Origin of the sequence: Amycolatopsis oliviviridis (assembly GCF_014654365.1) — a bacterium.
Lineage (GTDB): Bacteria > Actinomycetota > Actinomycetes > Mycobacteriales > Pseudonocardiaceae > Amycolatopsis > Amycolatopsis oliviviridis.
The window spans coordinates 12,536-37,289 of record NZ_BNAY01000001.1 but is presented as its reverse complement, the minus strand read 5'-3'; the positions used below and the strand labels follow the sequence as shown (position 1 = coordinate 37,289).

Sequence of the window (24,754 nt, the reverse complement as noted above, 5' to 3'; positions counted from 1 at the left end):
GTCAGGCACTGCCGAACTCGGCGTCGATCAGGTCGAATATCTCGTCGTCGGTGGCGACGTCGAGGCCGTCGTCGGCCGTCGGGTCCGCCGTACCGGCGAGGTCGTTCCACTTCCACACCATCGACCGCAGCCGGGCGACGATCGTGGCGCCCGTCTCGTCCCCGGTCTCCGCGCCGAACAGCGCCGCCTCGATCCGGTCGAGCTCGTCGAGTACGGGAGTGGTGCGCGGGACGAGCCGCTCGTGGACATGGCGGGCCAGCGCCGCCGGGCTCGGGTGGTCGAAGACCATCGTCGCGGGCAGCCGGATCCCGGTCGCCGCGGCCAGTTTGTTGCGCAGTTCGACCGCGGTCAGCGAGTCGAACCCCATCTCCTTGAACGGGCGGCCGGGAGCGACGGCGTCGGGCGCGTCGTGTCCGAGCACGACCGTCACCTGGGCGCGGACGAGGTCGAGGACGACGCGTTCGCCGTCGGCCGAGGCGGCCACCCGGCGCACGAGGTCGGACCCGGCCGTCTCGGGCACGGTGTCGGCCTGGACGGCGCCGCGCGCGTCGGGCAGGTCGTCGAACAGTGGCCGTTCCCTGGTCGAGGTGAAGACCGGGACGAACTTCGCCCAGTCCACGTGCGCGACGGTCACGGTGGTCTCGTCGTGGTCGAGCGCGTGCTGGAGCGCGGTGAAGGCGAGCTCCGGATCCATCAGCGGCAAGCCGCGTCGGCGCAGCTGGTCGTTGTCGATGCCTTCGATGGCACGGTCGGTGTCCCACGGGTTCGCCGCGGCCCAGACGCCCCAGGCGATCGAGGTCGCGGTCCGCCCGTCCGCCCGGCGCCGCGCCGCGAGCGCGTCGAGGAAGGCGTTGGCCGCGGCGTAGGCGCCGTGGTCGCCGCTTCCCCACACTCCGGCGATGGAGGAGAACAGCACGAACGCGTCGAGGTCGTCGTCACGGAAGAGCTCGTCGAGATGCCCGGCACCGTCCGCCTTCGCGGCGACGACGTCGGCGAAATCCGCGAGGGTCGTCTCGGCGAGCGAACCGAGGCCGATCTGGGCCGCGGCGTGGATGACGCCGCGAATCGGCGGGCCGCTGCTCCGTACCCGCGACACGAGGTCCTCCAGCGCCGCCCGGTCGGCCACGTCGCAGGCGGCCGGGATCAGCTCGACACCCCGCTCGGCCAGTTCCGCGGTCAGCTCGGACATGCCGGGCGCGGCCGGTCCGCGCCTGGACGGCAGCACGATGCGGGTGGCGCCGTTCCCGGCGAGCCACCGCACGATATGCGTGCCCAGGACGCCGGTCCCGCCGGTGAGCAGGACGGTGTCCCGCGGCTGCCAGGTCCGCGATGGTTTGCCCGTCCGGCTCGCCCTGACCAAGCGGCGGACGAGGACCCCGCTCTGCCTGATCGCGAGCTGATCTTCGGTGCCCGCGCCCGCCAGCACCGAGCACAGGCGGTCGGCGGCCGGCGCGTCGAAGTCGGCGGGCAGGTCGATCAGGCCGCCCCAGCGGCTCGCGTGTTCGAGTCCGACGACGCGCCCGACGCCCCAAGTCTGGGCCTGGACCGGGTTGGTCAGCCGGTCCCGAGGCCCGGTGGTCACGGCGCCGCGGGTGAGGATCCACAGCGGGGCCTCGTGCGCGGCGTCGCCGAGTGCCTGGACCAGCTGGACGGTCCTGGCGAGGCCGTCGGCCAGCGCCGGGGTGCCGGTGTCCGGCCGTTCGTCGAGTGCCAGCAGGCTCACCACGCCACCGGGCGCGCCGAGTCCGCGGAGCCGGTCCGCGAGGGCGGTCCGGCCGGAGCCGACGGGCAGCACCCGGGTCCGCGCGCCGTGGGCTTCGAGACTCCGGACGACCGGGTCCACGAGGTCGCAGCCGGCGCCCTCGGGAACGGCGACCAGCCACTCCCCCGTCAACGACGGCTCGGGGAGGTCGGCGATCGTCTTCCAGGTCACCCGGTACCGGATGTCGTCGAGCGGGTCCGCGGTCTTGCCGACGGTCGTCCGCGGCAGCCAGAACCGCTGTCGCTGGAAGGGATACGCGGGCAGGTCGACGCGGTGCGCGCCCGCGAAAGCCGGTGCCCAGTCGACGTCGACACCCTGGACGTAGGCCTCGCCGAGCGACAGGAGCACCCGATCCAGATCGCCTTCATCCCGCCGGAGAGTTCCAACGGCCACGGCGTCTTCGGCGGTCTGCTGAATGGCCATGGTCAGCACCGGATGGGCGCTCGTTTCCACGAACACCCCGAAACCCTGCTCGGACATGGATCGGACCGCGTGCTCGAACTCCACCGTCTGCCGCAGATTCCGATACCAGTACTCGGCATCCAGACCCGCACCATCGACCAACTCACCCGTAACTGTGGAGAACAAGGGAACCCTGCCCGCCACCGGACGAACCGCGCTCAACACCTCCAGCAACTCGTCCCGGATCTCCTCCACCTGCACCGAATGTGACGCATAGTCCACCGGAATCCGCTTCGCCCGAACCCCGTCGCGCTCACACGCAGCCACCAGCTCCTCCAGCGCCGCGGGATCTCCCGATACGACCGTCGCCGAGGCACCGTTCACCGCGGCGATCGAGAGCGCTGACCCGAGTCGCTCGCGCACCTGATCGACAGGCAAGGCAACAGAAACCATCCCACCCTTGCCCGCCAGCGCCGTGATCGCCTTGCTCCGCAACGCGACCACCCGAGCACCGTCAGCCAGAGACAACGCGCCGCTCACACACGCCGCCGCGATCTCACCTTGCGAATGACCCACAACCGCTTCGGGAACAACTCCATACGATTCCCACACCGCCGCGAGCGACACCATCACCGCCCACAACACCGGCTGCACCACATCAACCCGCGCCAGTGCGACCTCGTCGCCGAGAACCTCCACCAGCGACCAGTCCACAAAGGACGAAAGCGCTTGCGCACACTCGTCGAGCCGAGCCGCGAACACCGGAGACGACTCATACAACCGGAGCCCCATCCCGGCCCACTGCGAACCCTGACCGGGAAAGACGAAAGCGACCTTGCCCGGATCGGACGCCACGCCCTGGACCAGTCCGGCGATCTCCTGACCGGAGGCGAGAGCGGTGAGACCGGCGGCATAGGCCTCACGGTCGGCCGCCACCAGCGCCGCGCGATACTCCCACGCCGAACGAGCGGCGGCCAGCGAGAAACCGACGTCCGCCACACCGGCGTCGAGCGTGGGGACGAGCTGCCGCGCCGTCTCCCGGAGCGCCGCTTCACTCTTGGCCGAGAACACCAACGGAACTACAGAGTCCACAGTAGACGATTCAATAGTCTCCGCGGGAACCTGTTCCAGGATCACGTGGGCGTTGGTACCGCTGACCCCGAACGAGGACACACCGGCACGACGCGGACGATCCGACTCCGGCCAGGCCTGAGCCTCGGTCAGCAGTGACACCTTCCCGGCCGACCAGTCCACATGCGACGAAGGCTCGTCGATGTGCAAAGTCTTCGGCAGCAAGCCATTCCGCATCGCCAGCACCATCTTCATCACCCCGGCGATGCCGGCCGCGGCCTGTGTATGACCAAGATTCGACTTGATCGACCCCAGCCACAAAGGCTTCTCACGACCTTGGCCATACGTCGCGAGCAACGCCTGTGCCTCGATCGGATCGCCCAGCGTGGTGCCCGTGCCATGCGCTTCCACGGCGTCGACCTCGGCCGGCGCGAGACCGGCGTTGGCCAGCGCCGCACTGATCACCCGACGCTGAGACGGACCGTTCGGCGCTGTCAGACCGTTCGACGCACCGTCCTGATTCACCGCCGAACCACGCACCACCGCCAACACCGGATGCCCGTTCCGGCGCGCGTCCGACAAGCGCTCCAGCACCAGCACGCCCGCGCCTTCGGCCAGGCCGGTGCCGTCGGCGGCGTCCGCGAACGCCTTGCAGCGTCCGTCTCCGGCCAGCCCGCGCTGGCGGCTGAACTCGACGAGGAATCCCGGTGTGGACATGACCGTCACCCCGGCCGCCAGTGCCAGGGTGCAGTCCCCGTGGCGCAGGCCCTGGCACGCGAGGTGCAGCGCGACCAGGGAAGCCGAGCACGCGGTGTCGATCGTGAGGGCCGGGCCTTCCAGCCCGAAGGTGTACGCGAGCCTGCCGGACGCGACCGAGGCGGCGCTGCCGATGCCGAGATACCCGGCGACACCGTCCGGTGTCTCCTGCAGGACGTCGGAGTAGTCGGTCCCGTTGCCGCCGACGTAGACACCGGTCCGGCTGCCGCGCAGCGCGGCGGGGGCGACGCCGGCACGTTCGAACGCCTCCCAGGTCGTCTCCAGCAGCAACCGGTGCTGCGGGTCCATGGCGAGTGCCTCGCGCGGGCTGATCCCGAAGAACCCGGGGTCGAACTGGTCGGCGTCGTACAGGAAACCGCCGTCCTGGACAGAGCATTTGCCGGGCTTGTCCGGATCCGGGTCGTACAGCGACGCCAGGTCCCAGCCCCGGTTGTCCGGGAAGCCGGACACCACGTCGCGGCCCTGCGCCAGCAGCTCCCACAGGTCCTCGGGAGAGCGCACCCCGCCGGGGAACCGGCAGCTCATCCCGATGATCGCGATCGGTTCCTTGTCTCGCCGCTCCTGGGCGCGGATCCGGTCGTGCGCGTCGTCCAGCTCGGTCGTGACCCGCTTGAGGTAGTCCCGCAGCCTGCTTTCGTTCGCCGTCACAGCGCGCCCAACTTCCGGTCGATGAGATCGAACAACTCGTCGTCGGTGGCCTCTTCGATCCGGCCCGCCTCCGGGGAAGCCCCGGCGAAGGCCGACGCGGCGCCACGCAACCTGGCGGCGACGTCGTCCCGCTCGGCGGCGCTCAGCTCGACGGCCGCGAGCGCGCTTTCGAGCTGGTCGAGCAGCTCGGTCAGCCGGGCGGGTTCGTCGGCGACCAGTTCCGCGCGGAGCTGCTCGGCCAGCGCCCGTGGCGTGGGATGGTCGAAGACCAGCGTCGCCGTCAGCCGCACCCCGGTCGCGGCTGCGAGCCGGTTGCGCAGGTCGATGCCGGTGAGCGAATCGAATCCCAGCTCCTTGAACGCCTGGTCCGCGGCGATCGCGCGGGGATTCGCGTGCCCGAGCACTGCCGAGGCGTGCCGCCGGACCAGGTCGAGCAGCAGGCTTTCCTGTTCCGGTCCGGTCATCCCGGCCAGCCGCCGGGCGAACCCGGGGTCGTCCGCTCCGGCCGCTTCCGCCCGCCGCGTCCGGCGCGGGGCCAGCCCGCGCAGCAGCAGGGGCAGTTCGTCCGTCCGCTCGCGCAGCACCGCGGTGTCCAGCCGCATCGGCAGCACCACGTCCGCGCCCGACCGGCGAGCCGCGTCGAAGAGCGCGAGCCCTTCGGCCTCGGACATCGCCGCGACACCGTCGCGGCCCATCCGGGCGAGGTCGGCCGCGCCGAGCCTGCCCGCCATCCCGCCGGTCCGCTCCCACAGCCCCCACGCCAGGGACTGGCCGGGCAGTCCGGCGGCGCGGCGGTGGCGCATGAACGCGTCGAGGAAGGCATTGGCCGCCGCGTAGCTGCCCATGCCCGGTCCGCCGAGGGTGCCCGCAGCGGAGGAGAAGACGATGAAGGCGTCGAGATCGCCTGCCAGCTCATGGAAATTGAGCACGGCGTCGACCTTGGCGCGCAGCACCCGGTCGAGGCCGTCGGCGGTGAGCGAGGTGAGCATGCCGTCCTCGAGCACGGCCGCCGTATGCACCACGGCACTCAGCGGTCCGGTCCGGTCGAGCAGCGCGGCCAGCGCGGCGCGGTCCGCGACGTCGCAGGTGGCGACCGTCACGTGCGCGCCCGAGCCGGTGAGCTCCTGCCGCAACGCGGCCGCGCCGTCGGCGTCCTCGCCCCGGCGGCTGGTGAACACCAGGCGCCGCACTCCGTGCTCGGCGACCAGGTGGCGGGCGACGAGCCCGCCGAGGCCTTCGGCGGAGCCGGTCACCAGCACCGTGCCGGTGATCGACGGGGCCGCCTCGGCGGACGGCTCGGCGTTGACCAGCCTGGGCCGGAACACCGCGCCTGCCCGCAGCGCGATCTCGGGTTCGCCCAGCGCGGCCGCGGTGGGCAGCATCCGGAGCGAGTCCTCGTGGCCGTCGGTGTCGACCAGCACGAACCGCCCGGGGTGTTCCCGCTGGGCGGAGCGGACCAGACCCCACACCGTCGCCGCGGCGGGGGCGGGCGCGTCCATCACGGCGCCTCGGGTGACGACGGCGAGCGTTCCCGGGCGGTCCGCGGCGAGCCAGTCCTGAAGCAGCCCCAACGCCTGCCGGGCCACCTGGTGCGTCACCAGGCCGAGGTCGCCGGGTGGCTGGTCGCAGGAGGCGAGGGTGATCTCCGCCGGAAGGGGCGCGATCGAGTCCGGGTCGGCGAGTTCGGTCCATTCGAGGGCGAACAGCGTGTTCGTCTCGACCGTCCCGCCGGTCGAGACCGGCCGGGACACCAGCGAGTCGACCGTGGCGACCGGCGCACCGGTGACATCAGTGGCGACGATGGCCAGTTTGTCCACTCCCGCCGGGCTCAGCCGCAGGCGCAGCGTCGACGCGCCCGTGGCGTGCAGGGTGAAACCGTTCCATTCGAAGGGGCGCCGGTCCTCGTGGCCGTTGACCACGGCCATCGCCCCCAGGGCGGCGTCGAGCAGGGCGGGATGCAGGCCGAACCGCTCCGCGGCCGCCCGTTCCTCGCCCGCCAGGGACACCTCGGCGAACAACTCGTCCCCGCGCTGCCACAGCGCGCGCACGCCGGCGGGCGCGGCGTCGACCGGCAGCCTGTCCGCTCCGGGCGGCGGCCAGGGCTCGGACGCCGGGCGGTCCGATCCGCCCCGGCCGAGCACACCGGTGGCGTGCCGGGTCCAGCCGTCGAGGTCCGACCTCCGGGAGCGGACCTCGATCCGCCTGGTCTCGCTTTCCGGGCCGACCACGACCTGGAGTTCGACGGCGCCGTACTCGGGCAGCACGAGCGGGGTCTCCAGGGTGAGCTCGTCGACCCGGTCGCAGCCGGCGGCGTCACCGGCCCGCACCGCCAGTTCGAGGAACGCCGTTCCGGGCAGCACGACCGAGCCGCCGAGCACGTGCTCGGCGTACCAGGCCTGGACGCCCAGGTGACAGGCCAGCACGACACCGCCGTCGGGCAGCTCGGCGAGCACGTCGAGGCCGTCCACGTCACCGCCCGAGCCGGTCGGCCAGAAACGCTCGCTCTGGAACGGATAGGTGGGCAGATCGACACGGTGCGCGCCGGGGAAGGCCCGTGCCCAGTCGACTCCGGCGCCGTGAACGTAGGCCTCACCGAGCGACAACAGCACGCGGTCCAAGTCGCCTTCGTCGCGGCGGAGAGTTCCGACCGCGACAGCGTCTTCGGCGGTCTGCTGGATCGCCATGGTCAGCACCGGATGGGCGCTCGCTTCCACGAATACGCCGAAATCCTGCTCGGACAACGACTTGACCGCGTGCTCGAACTCCACCGTCTGACGCAGATTCCGGTACCAGTACTCAGCGTCCAAGCCCGCACCGTCGACCAGCTCACCGGTGACCGTGGAGAACAGCGGAACCCTGCCTTCGGCCGGCCGTACCGCGCCGAGAAGTTCCAGCAGCTCGTCCCGGATCTGCTCCACCTGCACCGAATGCGACGCGTAATCCACCGGAATCCGCTTCGCGCGAACCTCATCGCGCTCACACACCGCCATGAACTCGTCCAGTGCGGCGACGTCACCCGACACCACCGTCGCGCCGGACCCGTTCACCGCGGCGATCGACAACGCGGAACCGAGCCGCTCGCGCACCTGATCGACAGGCAAGGCAACGGAAACCATGCCACCCTTGCCCGCCAGCGCCGTGATCGCCTTACTCCGCAACGCGACCACCCGCGCACCATCGAGCAGAGACAACGCGCCGCTCACACACGCGGCCGCGATCTCACCCTGGGAATGCCCGACAACGGCATCGGGGAGGACTCCATACGATTCCCACACCGCGGCCAGCGACACCATCACCGCCCACAAAACAGGCTGCACGACATCAACCCGCGCCAACGCGACCTCGTCACCCAAAACATCCAGCAACGACCAGTCCACAAAGGACGAAAGCGCTTGCGCACACTCATCCAACCGAGCCGCGAACACCGGGGACGACTCGTACAACGCCAAGCCCATCCCGGTCCACTGCGACCCCTGACCGGGAAAGACGAACGCGACCTTGCCCCGCTTGCCCGCGAGCCCGCGCACCACGCCCGGCGTTTCCTGCCCCGACGCCAGTGCCGTGAGCCCCTCGGTCACGGACGGGCCGTCGGTCACCAAGACCGCCCGGTGGTCCCACTCCGATCGGGTCGAGACGAGCGAGAGGCCGACATCCGCCACACCGGCACCAAGGGCAGGGACGAGCTGCCGTGCAGCGTCCCGGAGCGCCGCTTCGGATTTCGCCGACAACACCAGCGGCGCGAAAGAGTCCACAGTGGACTTCGCATCCTCTTCCGTCGGGACCTGCTCCAGGATCACGTGGGCATTCGTGCCACTCACGCCGAACGACGACACACCGGCTCGACGCGGACGATCCACCTCAGGCCAAGCCCGAGCCTCGGTCAGCAACGACACCTTCCCCGCCGACCAGTCCACATGCGACGAAGGCTCATCCACATGCAACGTCTTCGGTAGCAAGCCGTTCCGCATCGCCAGCACCATCTTCATCACCCCGGCGACACCCGCCGCGGCCTGCGTATGACCGAGATTCGACTTGATCGACCCCAGCCACAAAGGCATCTCACGACCCTGCCCGTACGTCGCCAGCAACGCCTGTGCCTCGATCGGATCACCCAGCGTGGTGCCCGTGCCATGCGCTTCCACCGCGTCGACTTCAGCCGCGGAAAGACCCGCATTGGCCAGCGCGGCACCGATCACCCGACGCTGAGACGGACCGTTCGGCGCCGTCAAACCATTCGACGCACCGTCCTGATTCACCGCCGAACCACGCACCACCGCCAGCACCCGGTGCCCATTACGGCGCGCGTCCGACAACCGCTCCAGCACCAACACGCCCACGCCTTCGCCCCAGCCGGTGCCGTCGGCGGCGTCCGCGAACGCCTTGCAGCGCCCGTCCTCGGCCAGCCCGCGCTGACGGCTGAACTCGACGAACGTGCCGGGGGTGGCCATCACCGTCGCACCGCCCGTCAGCGCGAGCGAACACTCCCGCTGCCGCAGCGACTGGCACCCGAGGTGCAGCGCCACCAGCGAGGACGAGCACGCGGTGTCGACGCTGAGGGCCGGCCCCTCCAGTCCGAGGCTGTAGGCGACCCTGCCGGAGAACACGCTCGCCGCGTTGCCCGTGCCGGCGTATCCCTCGACGTCCTGCGCGACCCCGTCCAGCAAGGCCGGATAGTCCTGGCCGTTGGTTCCCGCGAAGACACCGGTCCGGCTGCCGCGCAGCGACCGCGGGTCGATCCCGGCCCGCTCGATCGCCTCCCAGCCCGCGGTCAGCAGCAGCCGCTGCTGGGGGTCCATGGCGAGCGCTTCGCGGGGCGAGATCTCGAAGAACGCGGCGTCGAAACCCGCCACGTCGTCGAGGAAACCGCCCTCTCGCACATAGGAAGTGCCCCGGCGATCCGGGTCGGGGTGGTGGAGCGAGGCGGTGTCCCAGCCGCGGTCGGCCGGGAAGTCGCCGACGGCGTCCACCTCGTCGGCGAGCAGGCGCCACAGGTCTTCCGGGGACCGCACGCCACCGGGGAACCGGCAGCTCATCCCGATGATCGCGATCGGCTCGTGGTCGGCGGCCTCGGCCGCGCGCAGGCGTTCCTTCGCCGACTGCAGTTCGGCGGTGACCCGCCGGAGGTAGTCGAGCAGCTTCGGGTCTTCCATCAGTCCGACACTCCGAGTTCGTTGTCGATGAGGTCGAGCAGTTCGTCCCGGTCGGCGGCCCACACGTCGCTCGTGGCCACCGGCGTCCCCGACCACCGGGCGAGCAGGCCGTTGAGGCGGGTGGTCACGCCCGCGCGGACCTCGTCGCCCGCGGCGGCCATCGCGGCTTCCAGCCGGTCCAGTTCGGTGAACGGGTCGGGCCGCCCGCCGTCCTCGTCCGGCAGCAGCGTGGCCCGCAGGTGGTCCGCGAGCGCTTCCGCCGTCGGATGGTCGAAGACGAGCGTGGCCGGGAGCCGCAGCCCGGTCGCGGTGGCCAGCCGGTTGCGGAGTTCGACGGCGGTGAGCGAGTCGAAACCGAGGTCCTTGAACGCCCGCTCGGCACGCACCGAATCCGGCGTGTGGCCGAGCACGGTGGCCGCGCTCTCGGTGACGAACCGCACCAGGATCGCCTGCCGGTCCGCCGCTCCGGCCGCGATGAGCCGGTCGAGCAATGACTCCGTCTTCTCACCGTCGCCGTGGAGCTGCCGCACGTGCGGCAGATCCAGCAGCAGCCGGTTCGGGCGGGGCAAGCCGTCGGCGAACCGCGCCCAGTCGATGTCGGCGATGACGGCGAACGGGTCGTCCTGCCCGACGGCGCGCCACAGCGCGTCGAGCGCCCGGTCCGCGTCCATCGGGGACACGCCGTCGCGCCGCAGCCGCTCGGCCGCGGTGGCGTCGGCCGCCATGCCCGCCCCGGCCCACGCGCCCCACGCCACGGTGGTCGCCGGCAGCCCCAGTCCGCGCCGATACTGGGCGAAAGCGTCCAGGAAGGCGTTCGCGGCGGCGTAATTACCCTGTCCCGCGTTGCCCAGCGTGCCCGCGGCCGAAGAGAACAGCACGAACGCGGACAGATCGAAACCGCGGGTCAGCTCGTGCAACTCGATCGTCGCGGCGACCTTGGGCGCGAGCACCTCGTCGAGCCGGGCGGGTGACAGCGCGTCGAGGACGCCGTCGTCGAGCACGCCCGCCGTGTGCACGACAGCGTCGAGTTCCGGGAGCCGCGCGACGAGCGCGGCCAGCGAGTCATGGTCGGTGACGTCGCACGCGGCGACGGTGACCCGGACGCCGAGATCGCCGAGTTCGGCCGCCAGTTCCGCCGCGCCGGGCGCGTCCGGCCCTTGCCTGCTGGTCAGGACGAGATGTCCGGCGCCGTGGGCGGCCAGTGACCTGGCGACGTGCGCGCCGAGCGCACCCGTGCCGCCGGTGACCAGGACGGTGCCGTGCGGCCGCCAGCTCTCGCTCTTCGGGGGCGAACCGGGGACGAGACGTTTGGCCAGCACCGACGACCGGATCGCGACCTGGTCCTCCTCGCCCGCGACGACGACGGCACGCACCCGGCCCCAGGTCCGCTCGTCCGGCTGCTCCGGCAGGTCGATCAGGCCGCCCCAGAGTTCCGGGTGCTCCAGCGCGAGGACACTGCCGAGACCCCAGACCTCCGCCTGGACCGGGTGAAGCGGCGCTTGCGAGCCCGCCGCCGTCGCCCCGCTCGTGACGCACCAGAGCGGGATCTCGGCGCCGGTCGCGCTCAGCGCCTGGACCAGTGCCGTGGTGAGGGCGAGTCCGATGGACAGCGCCCGGTGGCCCGGCAGGGTCTCCCCCGCCAGCGCGAGCAGTGAGACCACGCCGTCGACGCCGGTCCCGGCCGCCGCGATCTTGGCCGCGACCGATTCGCGTTCGATGTCCGCGGCGGTGAGCACCACCTCGGTGAGCCGGTCGCCGCCGAACGCGCGCCGCAGTCCCGTCACGGCCGGATCGCCGGTGTGCCCGTCCGGCACGACCAGCAACCACGCCCCGGCCGGATCGCGATCCACCGGTTCGGCCAGTGGTTTCCAGGCCACGCGGTGGGTCCAGTCGCCGGCGGTCACCCGGTCGGACGGCCCGGCCGTGAGCCAATAGTGCTTGCGCTGGAAGGCATAGGTGGGCAGGTCGACCCGGTGGGCGCCGGTGCCGTCGAAGAACCGGTCCCACGCGACGGGGACGCCTCGTACGTGCAGCCTGCCCAGCGCGGCCAGCAGCGTCTCGACCTCGGGGCGGCCGTCACGCGACACGGTGATCACGTCCGCCTCCGTCGCGACGCCGCCCAGGACGCCTCCAGGGCCGATCTCGACCAACACCGTGACGCCGTCGGCTTCCGCCGCCGCGATCCCTTCGCCGAACCGGACCGCCTCGCGAACGTGGCGGAGCCAGTACTCGGCGGTGCACAGGTCTTCTCCGGCCACGCGTCCGGTCAGGTTCGACACGATCACCTTGCCGGGTGCGTGGAACTCGACCTGGTCGAGCACCGCGCGGAAGTCGTCGAGCATCGGTTCCATCAACCGGGAGTGGAACGCGTGGCTCACCCGCAACCGTTTGGTCTTGCGGCCCGACGTTTCGAGCGCCGCGGCCACCGCGAGCACCGCCTCCTCGTCGCCGGAGACGACCACCGAGTCGGGGCCGTTCACCGCCGCGATGTCGACAGCGCCGATCAGCAGCGGCGCGACCTCGTCCTCCGATGCCTGCACGGCGACCATCGCGCCGCCTTCGGGCAGCGCCTGCATCAACCGGCCGCGCGCACCCACGATCTTGCAGGCGTCCTCCAGCGACCACACCCCGGCGACGTACGCCGCCACCAGCTCGCCGATCGAATGCCCGGCCAGTACGTCGGCCGTGACGCCCCACGACTCCAGAAGCCGGTAGAGCGCGACCTCGAACGCGAACAACCCCGGCTGCGTGAACTCGGTCCGATGCAACCTGTCGTCGGTGAAAACCAGCTCTCGCAACGATCCGAAGTGAGCACACACCTCGTCGAAAGCCGCGGCGAACACCGGGAACCGCGCCGCCAGCTCACGACCCATGCCCACACGCTGCGAACCCTGACCGGCGAACAGGAACCCGATCCGGTGCTCGTTTCCGGTCGCGGTGCCGGTCACGACCGCAGGATGCTGCTCACCGCGTCCGATCGACCGCAACGCCTCGCGCGCCAGGTCCGCCGAATCCGCGACGACGACCGCCCGGTGTTCCAGCGCCGCCCTGGTCGTCGCGGCCGAAAACGCCGCGTCGGTCAGCCCCTCGCCGAGGTGGGCGCGGAACCGGTCCGCCTGCTCCCGCAACGCTCCCGCGTCCGCGCCGGACACCAGCAGCGGCACCGCACCGGCATGCGGTGCGGGAACCTCCTCGGCGGTCTCGACCGACTCGATGATCGCGTGCGCGTTCGTCCCGCTCACCCCGAAGGAGGAGATGCCCGCCCGGCGCGGCCTGCCGGTCTCCGGCCAGTCCTCGGCGGCGGTCAGCAGCCGGACGTCACCGCGGGACCAGTCGACATGCGGGGTCGGCTCGTCGGCGTGCAGGGTCCTGGGCAGGACACCGTGCCGCATCGCCTGCACCATCTTGATCACGCCGCCGATGCCGGACGCCGACTGGGTGTGCCCGATATTGGACTTGAGCGAACCCAGCCACAGCGGGCGTTCGCGGTCCTGGCCGTAGGTGGCGATGATCGCCTCGGCCTCGATCGGGTCGCCCAGGGTGGTGCCGGTGCCGTGCGCCTCGACCGCGTCGACGTCGTTCGCGGACAGCCCGGCGGCGGCCAGCGCCTGGCGGATCACCCGCTGCTGGGATCCGCCGTTCGGTGCGGTCAGCCCGTTGGACGCACCGTCCTGGTTGATCGCGGACCCGCGCAGTACCGCCAGTACCGGATGCCCGTTGCGGCGCGCGTCGGACAGCCGCTCCAGCAGGACCATGCCGACGCCCTCGGCCCAGCTCGTGCCGTCGCTGCCGGCCCCGAACGATTTGCTGCGCCCGTCCGGTGCCAGGCCGCGCTGCCTGCTGAACTCGACGAACACGCCCGGCGTCGCCATCACCGCCGCCCCGCCCGCCAGCGCCAGCGAGCATTCACCCTGCCGCAGCGACTGGGCGGCGTAGTGCAACGCCACCAGTGACGACGAACAGGCGGTGTCGATCGTGACCGCGGGCCCCTCCAGGCCGAAGGTGTAGGCGATCCGCCCGGAGGCGACGGCCGACAGGTTGCCGGTCATCAGGTAGCCCTCGACGCCGTCGGCGGCCTCGTGCATCCGCGGCCCGTAGTCCTGGCCGACGGTGCCCACGAACACGCCGGAGTGGCTGCCCCGCACCGTTCCGGGGTCGATCCCCGCCCGCTCCAGCACCTCCCACGCGGTCTCCATGAGCAGCCGCTGCTGGGGATCCATGGCGAGCGCTTCCCGGGGCGAGATGCCGAAGAACTCGGGATCGAACTCGGCCGCGTCGTGCAGGAAGCCGCCGTGCCGGACGTAGGACCGGCCCGCCCGGTCCGGGTCGGGGTCGTACAGTCCGGCCACGTCCCAGCCGCGGTCGACGGGGAACTCCGAGATGGCGTCGCGGCCGTCGAGCACCAGTTGCCACAGGTCCTCCGGGGACCGCACGCCGCCCGGGTACCGGCAGCTCATCGCGACCAGCGCGATCGGCTCGTCGGTGGCGGCGCCGGCCGTGGTGGCGGCCGGGTCCGCCGCGCCGCCCGCCAGTTCGGTGGCGAGGAACGCCGCCATCGCGGCGGGGGTGGAGTGGTCGAAGACCGCCGACGTGGGCAGTTTGAGGCCGACGGCGGCGCTGAGCCGGTTACGCAGTTCCAGAGCCATCAAGGAATCGAAGCCCGCCTCCGCGAAGGCTCGCGTGGACCGGACCGCCTCCGGCCCGGCGTGCCCGAGGATCGCGGCGACCTCGGTGCGGACCAGGTGCAGCAGGCGGCGATCCCGGTCGGCGTCCGAGACCCCGGCCAGCTGTCGTGCGACCGGCGGGAGCGCCGTCTCGGGCCTGTTCATCCGCGGGACGGCCGTCGGGGTGGCGGACGAGGTCTCCAGCCAGAACCGCTCGCGCTGGAACGGGTAGGTGGGCAGATCCACCCTGCGTCCGCCGTCGAACGTGTCCGCCCAATCGACCCGGACGCCGTGCGCGTGCGCTTCGCTCAGTGACAGCAGCAGCCGGTCCAGGTCGCCTTCGTCGCGGCGGAGAGTTCCGACCGCGACGACGTCCTCGGCGGTCTGCTGAATGCTCATCGTCAAGACCGGATGGGCGCTGGTTTCCACGAACACGCCGAAACCCTGCTCCGACAACGACCTGACCGCGTGCTCGAACTCCACCGTCTGCCGCAAATTCCGATACCAGTACTCAGCGTCCAAGCCCGCACCATCGACCAGCTCACCGGTAACCGTGGAGAACAACGGAACCCTGCCCACCACCGGACGAACCGCGCTCAACACCTCCAGCAACTCGGCACGGATCCGCTCCACCTGCACCGAATGCGACGCATAGTCCACCGGAATCCGCTTAGCCCGAACACCATCACGCTCACACGCGGCCATCAGTTCGTCCAGCGCACCGGGGTCTCCCGACACCACCGTCGCGCCAGGACCGTTCACCGCGGCGATCGACAGAGCGGACCCGAGCCGGGCACGCACCTGATCGACAGGCAAGGCAACAGAAACCATCCCGCCCTTGCCCGCCAGCGCCGTGATCGCCCTACTCCGCAACGCCACCACCCGCGCACCATCAGCCAGAGACAACGCACCACTCACACACGCCGCCGCGATCTCACCCTGCGAATGACCCACAACGGCATCGGGAACAACTCCATACAATTCCCACACCGCGGCCAGCGACACCATCACCGCCCACAACACCGGCTGAACCACATCAACCCGCGCCAACGCGACCTCGTCACCCAAAACATCCAGCAACGACCAGTCCACAAAGGACGAAAGCGCTTGCGCACACTCGTCGAGCCGAGCCGCGAACACCGGGGACGACTCATACAACGCCAAACCCATCCCAGCCCACTGCGAACCCTGACCAGGGAACACGAACACGACCCGGCCCGGATCGGACGCCACACCCCGCACCACTCCCGGCGCGCCCACACCGTCGGCGAGGGCACGCATCCCGGCGAGGAACCCGTCCTGGTCGTTCGCCACGACGGCAGCGCGGTACTCGAAGTCCGGCCTGCCGGTGACCAGTGACCAGCCGACGTCCAGCACGCGCTCACCGCGTACCGACGCGCCGAGCCGGGCCGCCTGCTCCTGGAGCGCGGCTTCGCTCTTGGCGGAGAGCAGCCACGGGACCATCGCGTCGCCTTCGGAGGGCTCAAGTTCTTCGACGGGCGCTTGCTCGATGATGGCGTGCGCGTTGGTGCCGCTGACCCCGAAAGCCGACACTCCCGCGCGGCGGGCACGGCCGGTCTCCGGCCACGGGCGCGTCTCGGTCAGCAGCGACACCTTCCCCGCCGACCAGTCCACATGCGACGAAGGCTCGTCGACGTGCAAGGTCTTCGGCAGGACGCCGTGGCGCAGTGCCAGCACCGTCTTGATGACCCCGGCCACCCCGGCGGCCGCCTGCGGGTGGGCGATGTTCGACTTCAGCGAACCGAGCCACAGCGGTCGGTCGCGGTCCTGCCCGTAGGTGGCCAGCAGGGCCTGCGCCTCGATCGGGTCGCCCAGCGTGGTACCGGTGCCGTGCGCCTCCACCGCGTCGACGTCCTTTGTGGACAGACCGGCGTTCGCCAGCGCGTCCCTGATCACCCGCTGCTGGGAACCGCCGTTCGGTGCGGTCAGCCCGTTGGACGCACCGTCCTGGTTGATCGCCGATCCGCGCAGTACCGCCAGCACCGGATGCCCGTTGCGACGCGCGTCGGACAGCCGCTCCAGCAGGACCATGCCCGCGCCCTCGCCCCACGCCGTTCCGTCGGCCGCGCCGGCGAAAGCCTTGCAGCGGCCGTCGGGGGCGAGCCCGCGCTGCCTGCTGAACTCGATGAACATGCCGGGCGCGGCCATCACCGTCGTACCGCCGGCCAGCGCGAGCGAGCAGTCGCCCTGCCGCAAGGCCTGGGCGGCCAGGTGGATGGTGACCAGCGAAGACGAACAGGCGGTGTCGACCGTGACCGCGGGTCCCTCCAGGCCGAGGCTGTAGGCGACCCGGCCGGAGACGACGCTGGACGACTTGCCGGTGACGAGGAAGCCTTCCAGGCCCTCGGGTGCCTCGTGCAAACGGGAGCCGTAGTCCTGGTACACCATCCCGGCGAAGACCCCGGTACGGCTGCCGCGCAACGAAACCGGGTCGATCCCGGACCGCTCGATCGTCTCCCAGGACGTCTCCAGCAGCAACCGCTGCTGCGGGTCGATCGTGAGTGCCTCGCGCGGGGAGATCCCGAAGAACTCGGCGTCGAAGTCGGCCGCGTCGTAGAGGAACCCGCCTTCGCGGACATAGGACTTGCCCTGCTCGTCCGGGTCCGGGTCGTACAGCCCGGCCACGTCCCAGCCGCGGTCGTCCGGCAGGTCGCCGACGACGTCGCGTTCGGCGACCAGCAGTTCCCAGAGCTCTTCGGGGGTGGTCACGCCGCCGGGGAACCGGCAGCCCATCCCGATGATCGCGATCGGCTCGTCGGCGGGCCCCCGGCTGACCGTGACCGGCGCGGCGGCGGGCTCGGCGCCCACGAGTTCGTCGCGGAGGTACCCGGCCAGCGCGGTCACCGTCGGGTGGTCGAACAGGACGGTCGAGGGCAGGCTCAGCCCGGTGGCGGCGGCCAGCCGGTTGCGCATCTCGACCACGGTCAGGGAGTCGAACCCGATCTCCCGGAACGCGCGGGTGGTGTCGACGGACCCGGCGTCCTGATGCCGCAGTGTCGACGCCGCGTGCGCGCGGACCAGGTCGACCAGGATCCGGAGCTGGTCCGCTTCGCCGAGCCCGGCCAGCTGGTCCGGCAACCCAGCCTGCTGCTTCCCGTCCGGCCGGGAGGCCACCTCGGGCAGGTCGCCGATCAGCGCGCTCGGCCTGGCCGCGGTGAACGCGGGAGCGAAGCGGTCCCAGCGCACGTCGGCGATGACCACGCAGTCGTCGTCGCGGCTCAGCGCGTCCTGCAGTCCGGCGATCGCGCTTTCGGGCGCCATGCCGGGGATTCCGCGACCGCTCATCCGGTCTTCGACGGAGCCGCCCACCATGCCGCCGCCCGCCCAGATGCCCCAGGCGACCGACAGCGCGGGGAGGCCGAGGCCGCGGCGGTGCTTCGCGAGGGCGTCGAGATAGGCGTTGGCGGCCGCGTAGGCGGCTTGGCCACCGTTGCCCAGCACCCCGATGACGGATGAGAACAGCACGAACGCGTCCAGGTCGAGATGCGCGGTGAGCTCGTGCAGGTTCTCGGCCGCGGTGACCTTCGGCCGGGCGACCCCGGCGAGCCGTTCCGGGGTCAGGGTTTCGATGATGCCGTCGTCCAGCACGCCCGCGGTGTGGACGACCGCGTTCGGGGTGACGGTGTCGAGCAGCGCGGCGAGCGCGTCGCGGTCGGCCACGTCGCAGGCAGCCAGTGTCACCCGGGCGCCGAGCCCGGTCAGTTCGTCGCGCAGCTCTTCCGCGCCGGGCGCGTCCGGTCCCCGCCTGCCCACCAGCACGATGTGCTCGGCGCCGGACGCGGCCAGCCACCGCGCGACGTGGCCGCCCAGCGCGCCGGTGCCGCCGGTGACGAGCACCGTGCCACGCGGGACCCAGGCCTTCGCCGCGGCCGGTGTCGTCGCGTGCGTGAGCCGCCTGGCGAACAGCCCGGAGCGGCGCAGCGCGACCTGGTCCTCACGGCCGGAGGCCAGCACCGAGCGCACCCGGCGCCAGAGCTTGTCGTCGGTTTCCGACGGCAGGTCGATCAAGCCACCCCAGCGTTCCGGGTGTTCCTGGGCGACGACCTGGCCGAGCCCCCAGAGCCGAGCTTGCGCCGGGTCGGTCACCGCGTCGCCAGGGCCGGTGGACACCGCGCCCGTGGTCACGCACCAGAGTGGCGCGGAGACGCCGCTGTCGCCGAGTGCCTGGACCAGCGCCACGGTGTCGGCGAGGTCGTCGAGCAGGGACAGCACACCGGTCACCTCGCGTCCGGCGAGCCGCAGGGCCAGCGACTCCCGGCCCGCGCCGGGCTCCACGATCACGACCTCGGCGCCGTCGAGGGGCGAAGTGGTGCGCCCGGGCGGCGCCACGACCAGCCAGGTGCCCGGCAGTGCCGCGGCCGCGAGCTCGGTGACCGGCTTCCAGGTCACCACATAGCGCCACGCGTCGGTCGTGGACCGGCTGCGGGCGCGACGGCGCCAGGCCGACAGCACGGGCAGCGCGGCCGCGAGCTCGTCCCGGTCCTCGTGGCGGACGACGGCGGCCAGCGCGTCGAGGTCCTCGTTGTCGACCGCGTCCCACAGCTCGCCGTTGGCGGCTGCCGGGGCGGGCGCTTCGAGCCAGTACCGCTCGTGCTGGAAAGCGTAGGTGGGCAGTTCGACCCGGTTGCCGGACAGCACCGCGGTCCAGTCGACCGCGAGACCGGCGACGTGCGCTTCGGCCATCGAGGTCAGCAACCGCCGCCTGCCACCGTCGTCACGGCGCAGCGAGCCGAGGACGACGGCGGGCGCGCCGTGGTCGCCGATCGTCTCCTGCACCCCGACGGTGAGCACCGGATGCGGGCTGACCTCGATGAACGCGTCGTGTCCGTCGTCCAGCAGCGCGCGGACGGTCTGCTCGAAACGGACGGTGTGCCGCAGGTTGCGGAACCAGTACCCGGTGTCCAGCTCGGCGGTGTCGATCCGGGCGCCGGTGACGGTGGAGTAGAAGGGGATCTCGCCGGGCATCGGCGTGACGCCGGCCAGCGCGGCCATGAGCGTGTCGTGGATGGCGTCGACCTGCGGCGAGTGCGAGGCGTAATCCACCGGGATCGACTTGGCCTGGACACCGTCGCGGGCGCATTCGGCGAGCACCTCGGCCAGCGCATCCCGCTCGCCCGCGATCACGGTCGAGGCCGGTCCGTTGACCGTCGCGACGCAGACCCGGTCGCCCTTGTCCTCGATCCGGGCGCGCACCTCGTCGACCGGGAGCGGAACCGAGACCATGCCGCCCTTGCCCGCCAGCGCGGACAGCGCCTGGCTGCGCAGGGTCACGATCTTGGCCGCGTCCGCCAGGCTCAGCGCACCCGCCACGTACGCGGCCGCGATCTCACCCTGGGAATGCCCGACCACCGCGGCCGGGTGGATCCCGAGCGAGCGCCACAGTTCGGCGAGCGACACCATGACCGCGAACAGCGCGGGCTGTACGACGTCGACCCGTTCCAATGCCTCGGCACTGCCCAGCGCCTCGGTGAGCCGCCAGTCCACGTACGGCTCGAACGCCGCCTCGCAGTCCCGCAGCTTGTCCGCGAAGACCGGCGAGGTCTCCATCAGCTCGACGGCCATGCCGCACCATTGCGAGCCCTGGCCGGGGAAGACGAACACCGGCCGGTCGCGACGGCCCGCGACGCCTTCGACGACCGGGCCGCCGGGTTCACCGGCGGCGAGCCCGCGCAATCCGGATTCGAGTTCGTCGCGGTCACCGACGATCACCGCTCGCGTGTCGAACCCCGGCCGGGCCGCCAGCGACACCGCGACGTCCGCCGGGTGGGCGCCGGTCGCGGCGAGCAGCCGCGCGGCCTGATCGCGAAGAGCCTGGCCGGTGCGTGCGGAGATCGGCCACGCCAGCGGGCCGTCCGTCCGCGGCAGCGGAGCCGGGGGCTCCGGAGCGGCTTCGAGGATGAGGTGGGCGTTGGTGCCGCTGATGCCGAACGACGAGACGGCGGCCCGGCGGCCGCGGCCCGCATCGGCCCAGTCGCGGTTTTCGGTCAGCAGCGACACCGCGCCCGCCGACCAGTCCACGTGCGGCGAAGGCTCCTCCACGTGCAGGGTCTTCGGCAGGGTGCCTGCCCGCAGCGCCATCACCATCTTGATCACGCCGCCGACCCCGGCGGCCGCCTGCGTGTGGCCGATGTTGGACTTCAGCGAGCCGAGCCACAGCGGGGTTTCCCGCTCGCGGCCGTAGGTGGCCAGCAGCGCCTGCGCCTCGATCGGGTCACCGAGCGCGGTTCCCGTGCCGTGCGCTTCGACGACGTCGACGTCGGCGGCGGTGACGCCCGAGCGGGCGAGCGCCTGCCGGATCACCTGTTCCTGCGCGGGTCCGTTGGGCGCGGTCAGCCCGTTGCTCGTGCCGTCCTGGTTGACGGCGGAACCGCGGATGACCGCCAGCACCGGGTGGCCGTTCCGCCGCGCGTCCGAAAGCCGTTCCAGCACGACCATGCCGGCGCCCTCGGACCAGGCGGTGCCGTCCGCCGCGGCGGCGAACGCCTTGCAGCGGCCGTCCGCGGCGAGCCCGCGCTGCCTGCTGAACTCGACGAACATGCCGGGGGTGGCGAGCACCGCCACGCCGCCGGTGACCGCGAGCGAGCATTCGCCGTCACGCAGCGCCTTGGCCGCCAGGTGCAGGGCGACCAGCGAGGAGGAGCACGCCGTGTCGACGGTCATCGCCGGACCGGAAAACCCCAGTGTGTAAGAGATCCGGCCCGAAGCGACGCTGACCGTGCTGCCCGTCAACGAGTAACCCTCGTACCCTTCGAGCCCCTCGTGCAGCCGGGGGCCGTAGTCCTGGGTCATCGCGCCGACGAAGACACCAGTGTCACTGCCGCGCAGCGTCCGCGGGTCGATGCCCGCCCGTTCCAGTGCTTCCCAGGAGGTTTCCAGCAGCAGCCGCTGCTGGGGATCCATCGCGGTGGCTTCGCGCGGGCTGATCCCGAAGAAGGCCGGATCGAAATCCCCTGCGTCGTAAAGGAAACCGCCTTCGCGGGTGTAGGTCGTGCCGCTGTTCTCCGGATCCGGGTCGTACAGGCCGTCGAGGTCCCAGCCGCGGTCGGCGGGGAAGCCCCCGATCGCGTCCCGGCCGTCGAGCACGAGCTGCCACAGCTCGTCCGGGGTGGTGACCCCGCCGGGGAACCGGCAGCCCATCCCCACGATGGCGATCGGCTCGTCCGCGGGCAGGCGCACCACCGTGCCGGTGTCGCGCGAGGTCCGGGTGAGCTCGGCCCGAAGATGGCCGACGAGCGCGGCCGGTGTGGGGTGGTTGAACAGCAGCGCGGCGGGCAGCGACAGGCCGGTCATCTCGGCCAGCGCGTCGCGGAGTTCGACCGCGGTCAGCGAATCGAAACCCAGGTCCTTGAACGTCAGCTCGGTGTCCACGGTGTCCGTCGCGGCGTGGCCGAGCACCGCGGCGACGTGGGTGTGCACCTGGTCGAGCAGCAACAGGTCCTGTTCGGGTCCCGACATTCCGGCGAGCCGCTCGCGCAGCGGTGAGCGGTCCTCGGCGGGCGAAGGCGCGGCCGTGACCGGACTGTCGAGCCAGTACCGCTGCCGCTGGAAGCCGTAGGTCGGCAGAGCCACCCGCCGGGCGCCGCTGCCGTCGAACAGCTTCGCCCACTCGACGGTGACACCGCGGACGTGCAGCCCGGCGACCGCGGTGATCAGCGTCCGCACTTCCGGCCGGTCCGCGCGCAGGCCGGTCTGGATCGCGGCGTCGGCGAGGCTCTCGCGGGCCATCGAGCTCAGCGCGCCGTCCGGGCCGATCTCCAGGAATGTCTTGACACCACGGGCTTCCGCCGTGGCGACGCCGTCGGCGAACCGGACCGGTTCACGCACATGCCGCACCCAATACTCCGGCGCGCACAGCTCCTCCCCCGCCACCTCACCCGACAGGTTGGAGACCACGACCTTCGACGGCGCCCGGAACTCGACTTCCTCAAGCACCCGCCGAAACTCCGCCAGCATCGGCTCCATCAACACCGAATGGAACGCGTGACTCACCCGCAAGCGCTTCACCTTGCGGCCGAGCTCGGCGAACTCCGCACCGACACCGACAACAGCGCTCTCCTCACCGGAGACCACCACCGACGACGGGCCGTTCACGGCCGCGATACCCGCACCGTCGGGCAGCAGCGGAATCACTTCCGCCTCCGAGGCCTGCACGGCCATCATCGCCCCGCCGTACGGCAGCGCCTGCATCAACCGGCCACGCGCGCCCACCACCTTGCAGGCGTCCTCCAACGACCACACCCCGGCGACATACGCCGCCACCAGCTCACCGATCGAATGCCCCACCAACACATCCGCCGCGACACCCCACGACTCCAGAAGCCGGTAGAGCGCGATCTCGAACGCGAACAACCCCGGCTGCGTGAACTCGGTCCGATGCAGCCTGTCGTCAGTGAAAACCAACTCCCGCAACGACCCGAACTGAGCACACACCTCATCGAAAGCCGCGGCGAACACCGGGAACCGGGCGGCGAGCTCACGACCCATACCCACACGCTGCGAACCCTGACCAGCGAACAGGAAACCCACCTGGCCACCCGCGACGACCCGGCCGCGCACGACCTGAGCAGACGGTGTCCCGGCGACGATCGCCGCCAAGCCACTGTCCAATTCAGACTGTTCAGTACCGAGGACCACGGCCCGGTGGCTGTGCGCCGAACGGGTGGTGGCCAGGGAAAGCCCGACGTCCACGGGATCGAGCGCCTCGACGTGCTCCCGCAACCGCTCGGCCTGCGCCTTGAGTGCCTGGTCCCCGACCCCGGAAACCAGCCAGGGCACGACGTCCAGCCCGGTCCTCGGCTCGTCGGGGCGCTGGGGCAGCGAAGCGTCGGACAGCACCACGTGGCAGTTCGTGCCGCCCATGCCGAACGACGAGACCCCCGCCACCAGGGGCGCGTCGGGCCGGGGCCAGGCGGACAGCGACGATTGCACGGACAGATTGAGCCGATCCAGCGGGATCTCGGGGTTCGGCGTCTCGAAGTTCAGGCTGGCGGGCAGTTCCCGGTGTCTGATGCTCAGCGCGGTCTTCACCAGCCCGGTGATGCCCGCACCCGCCTCCAGATGGCCCACGTTCGTCTTCGCCGAGCCGACCAGCAGCGGCGATCCGGCGGGGCGGTGCCGTCCCAGCGCCGCGCCGAGCGCCGAGGCCTCGATCGGGTCGCCGAGACGGGTCCCGGTCCCGTGCAGCTCGACGTACTGGACCTCTTCCGGGCGCACGCCCGCGTGCTCGCAGGCGAGGCGGACGGCCTCCTCCTGGGCGGCGGCATCAGGCACGGTGAGGCCAGGGGTGGCGCCGTCGTTGTTGACCGCGCTCCCCCGGATGACACAGTGGACTTCGTCGCCGTCGGCGATCGCGGCGGACAACGGCTTGAGCACGACGACGGCGCCGCCCTCGCCGCGGACGTAGCCGTTGGCCCTGGCGTCGAAGGTGAAGCACCGGCCGTCCGGCGACAGCGCACCGAACTTCGCGGCGCCGATCGTGCTCTCCGGCGCCAGGTTCAGGTTCACCCCGCCCGCGATGGCCACAGTGGACTCACCGCGCCGCAGGCTCTCGCAGGCCAGGTGCACGGCGACGAGCGAGGAGGACTGGGCGGTGTCGACGGTCAGGCTCGGGCCGTTCACGCCGAGGGTGAAGGAGATCCGGTTGGCGAGGATCCCGCGATTGAGCCCCGTCAGGGTGTGCGGTCCAATGGCTTCCGCGCCGCGCAGGTTTCCCAGGGTGGCGTAGTCGCTCGCGGTGGCGCCGACGAACACGCCGGTCTTCGTGCCCGCCAGCCCGGCAGGCACGATGCCCGCGTCCTCGAGCGCCTCCCAGCTCAGTTCGAGCATGAGCCGCTGCTGGGGGTCCATCGCCGCGGCTTCCCGTGGCGAGATACCGAAGAACGCCGGGTCGAATTCGTCGACCCGGTCGAGGAAACCGCCCCGACGGCCCGCCGAGGCCGGATCGGCGGCCCGGCGGTCCTCGGGCGCCTCGGAGATCGCGTCCCCGCCGTCGCGGAGCAGCTGCCAGAACTCGTTCACCCCGGCCGCGCCGGGCAACCGGCAGGACAGGCCGACAAGGGCGATCGAATCATCAGTACCGACACCGACCTGCGTCAGAAAGTCCATCTTCCCCAGTCTTTCGGAACGAATTGGCGAAAATGCCGCCACCAGGCGTCCTCGCACGGCTCCCGAATTTCGAGGCTACTGGCGCACAAGGGGGAGGAATCACCCCAACGTCACCCCCAAAGCACCCCTAGAGCGCCGCTGGAGCGCCCCTACAA

Annotated in this window: 3 protein-coding genes; all 3 read right to left on the bottom strand. The window is 71.6% G+C overall.

Annotated elements, in window-relative coordinates:
• Position 1 precedes the first annotated feature (1 nt).
• From IE302_RS43300 to IE302_RS42590, 3 genes are read right to left on the bottom strand one after another with little or no spacing between them, the layout of a single operon-like run.
• Positions 2–4,660 carry a type I polyketide synthase gene (locus IE302_RS43300; protein WP_191250473.1) on the bottom strand — a complete coding sequence of 1,553 codons (4,659 nt, stop codon included), beginning with the start codon at positions 4,658–4,660 and terminating at the stop codon, positions 2–4.
• The gene (locus IE302_RS00105) at positions 4,657–9,813 is read right to left on the bottom strand and encodes an SDR family NAD(P)-dependent oxidoreductase (protein ID WP_373307916.1); all 5,157 of its coding nucleotides are present in this window, start codon (positions 9,811–9,813) and stop codon (positions 4,657–4,659) included. The genes IE302_RS43300 and IE302_RS00105 overlap by 4 nt, the downstream gene beginning before the upstream one ends.
• Positions 9,810–24,599 (bottom strand): type I polyketide synthase, encoded by a 14,790-nt coding sequence (locus IE302_RS42590; RefSeq protein ID WP_229907513.1) that lies wholly within the window; start codon positions 24,597–24,599, stop codon positions 9,810–9,812. The genes IE302_RS00105 and IE302_RS42590 overlap by 4 nt, the downstream gene beginning before the upstream one ends.
• Positions 24,600–24,754 lie beyond the last annotated feature (155 nt).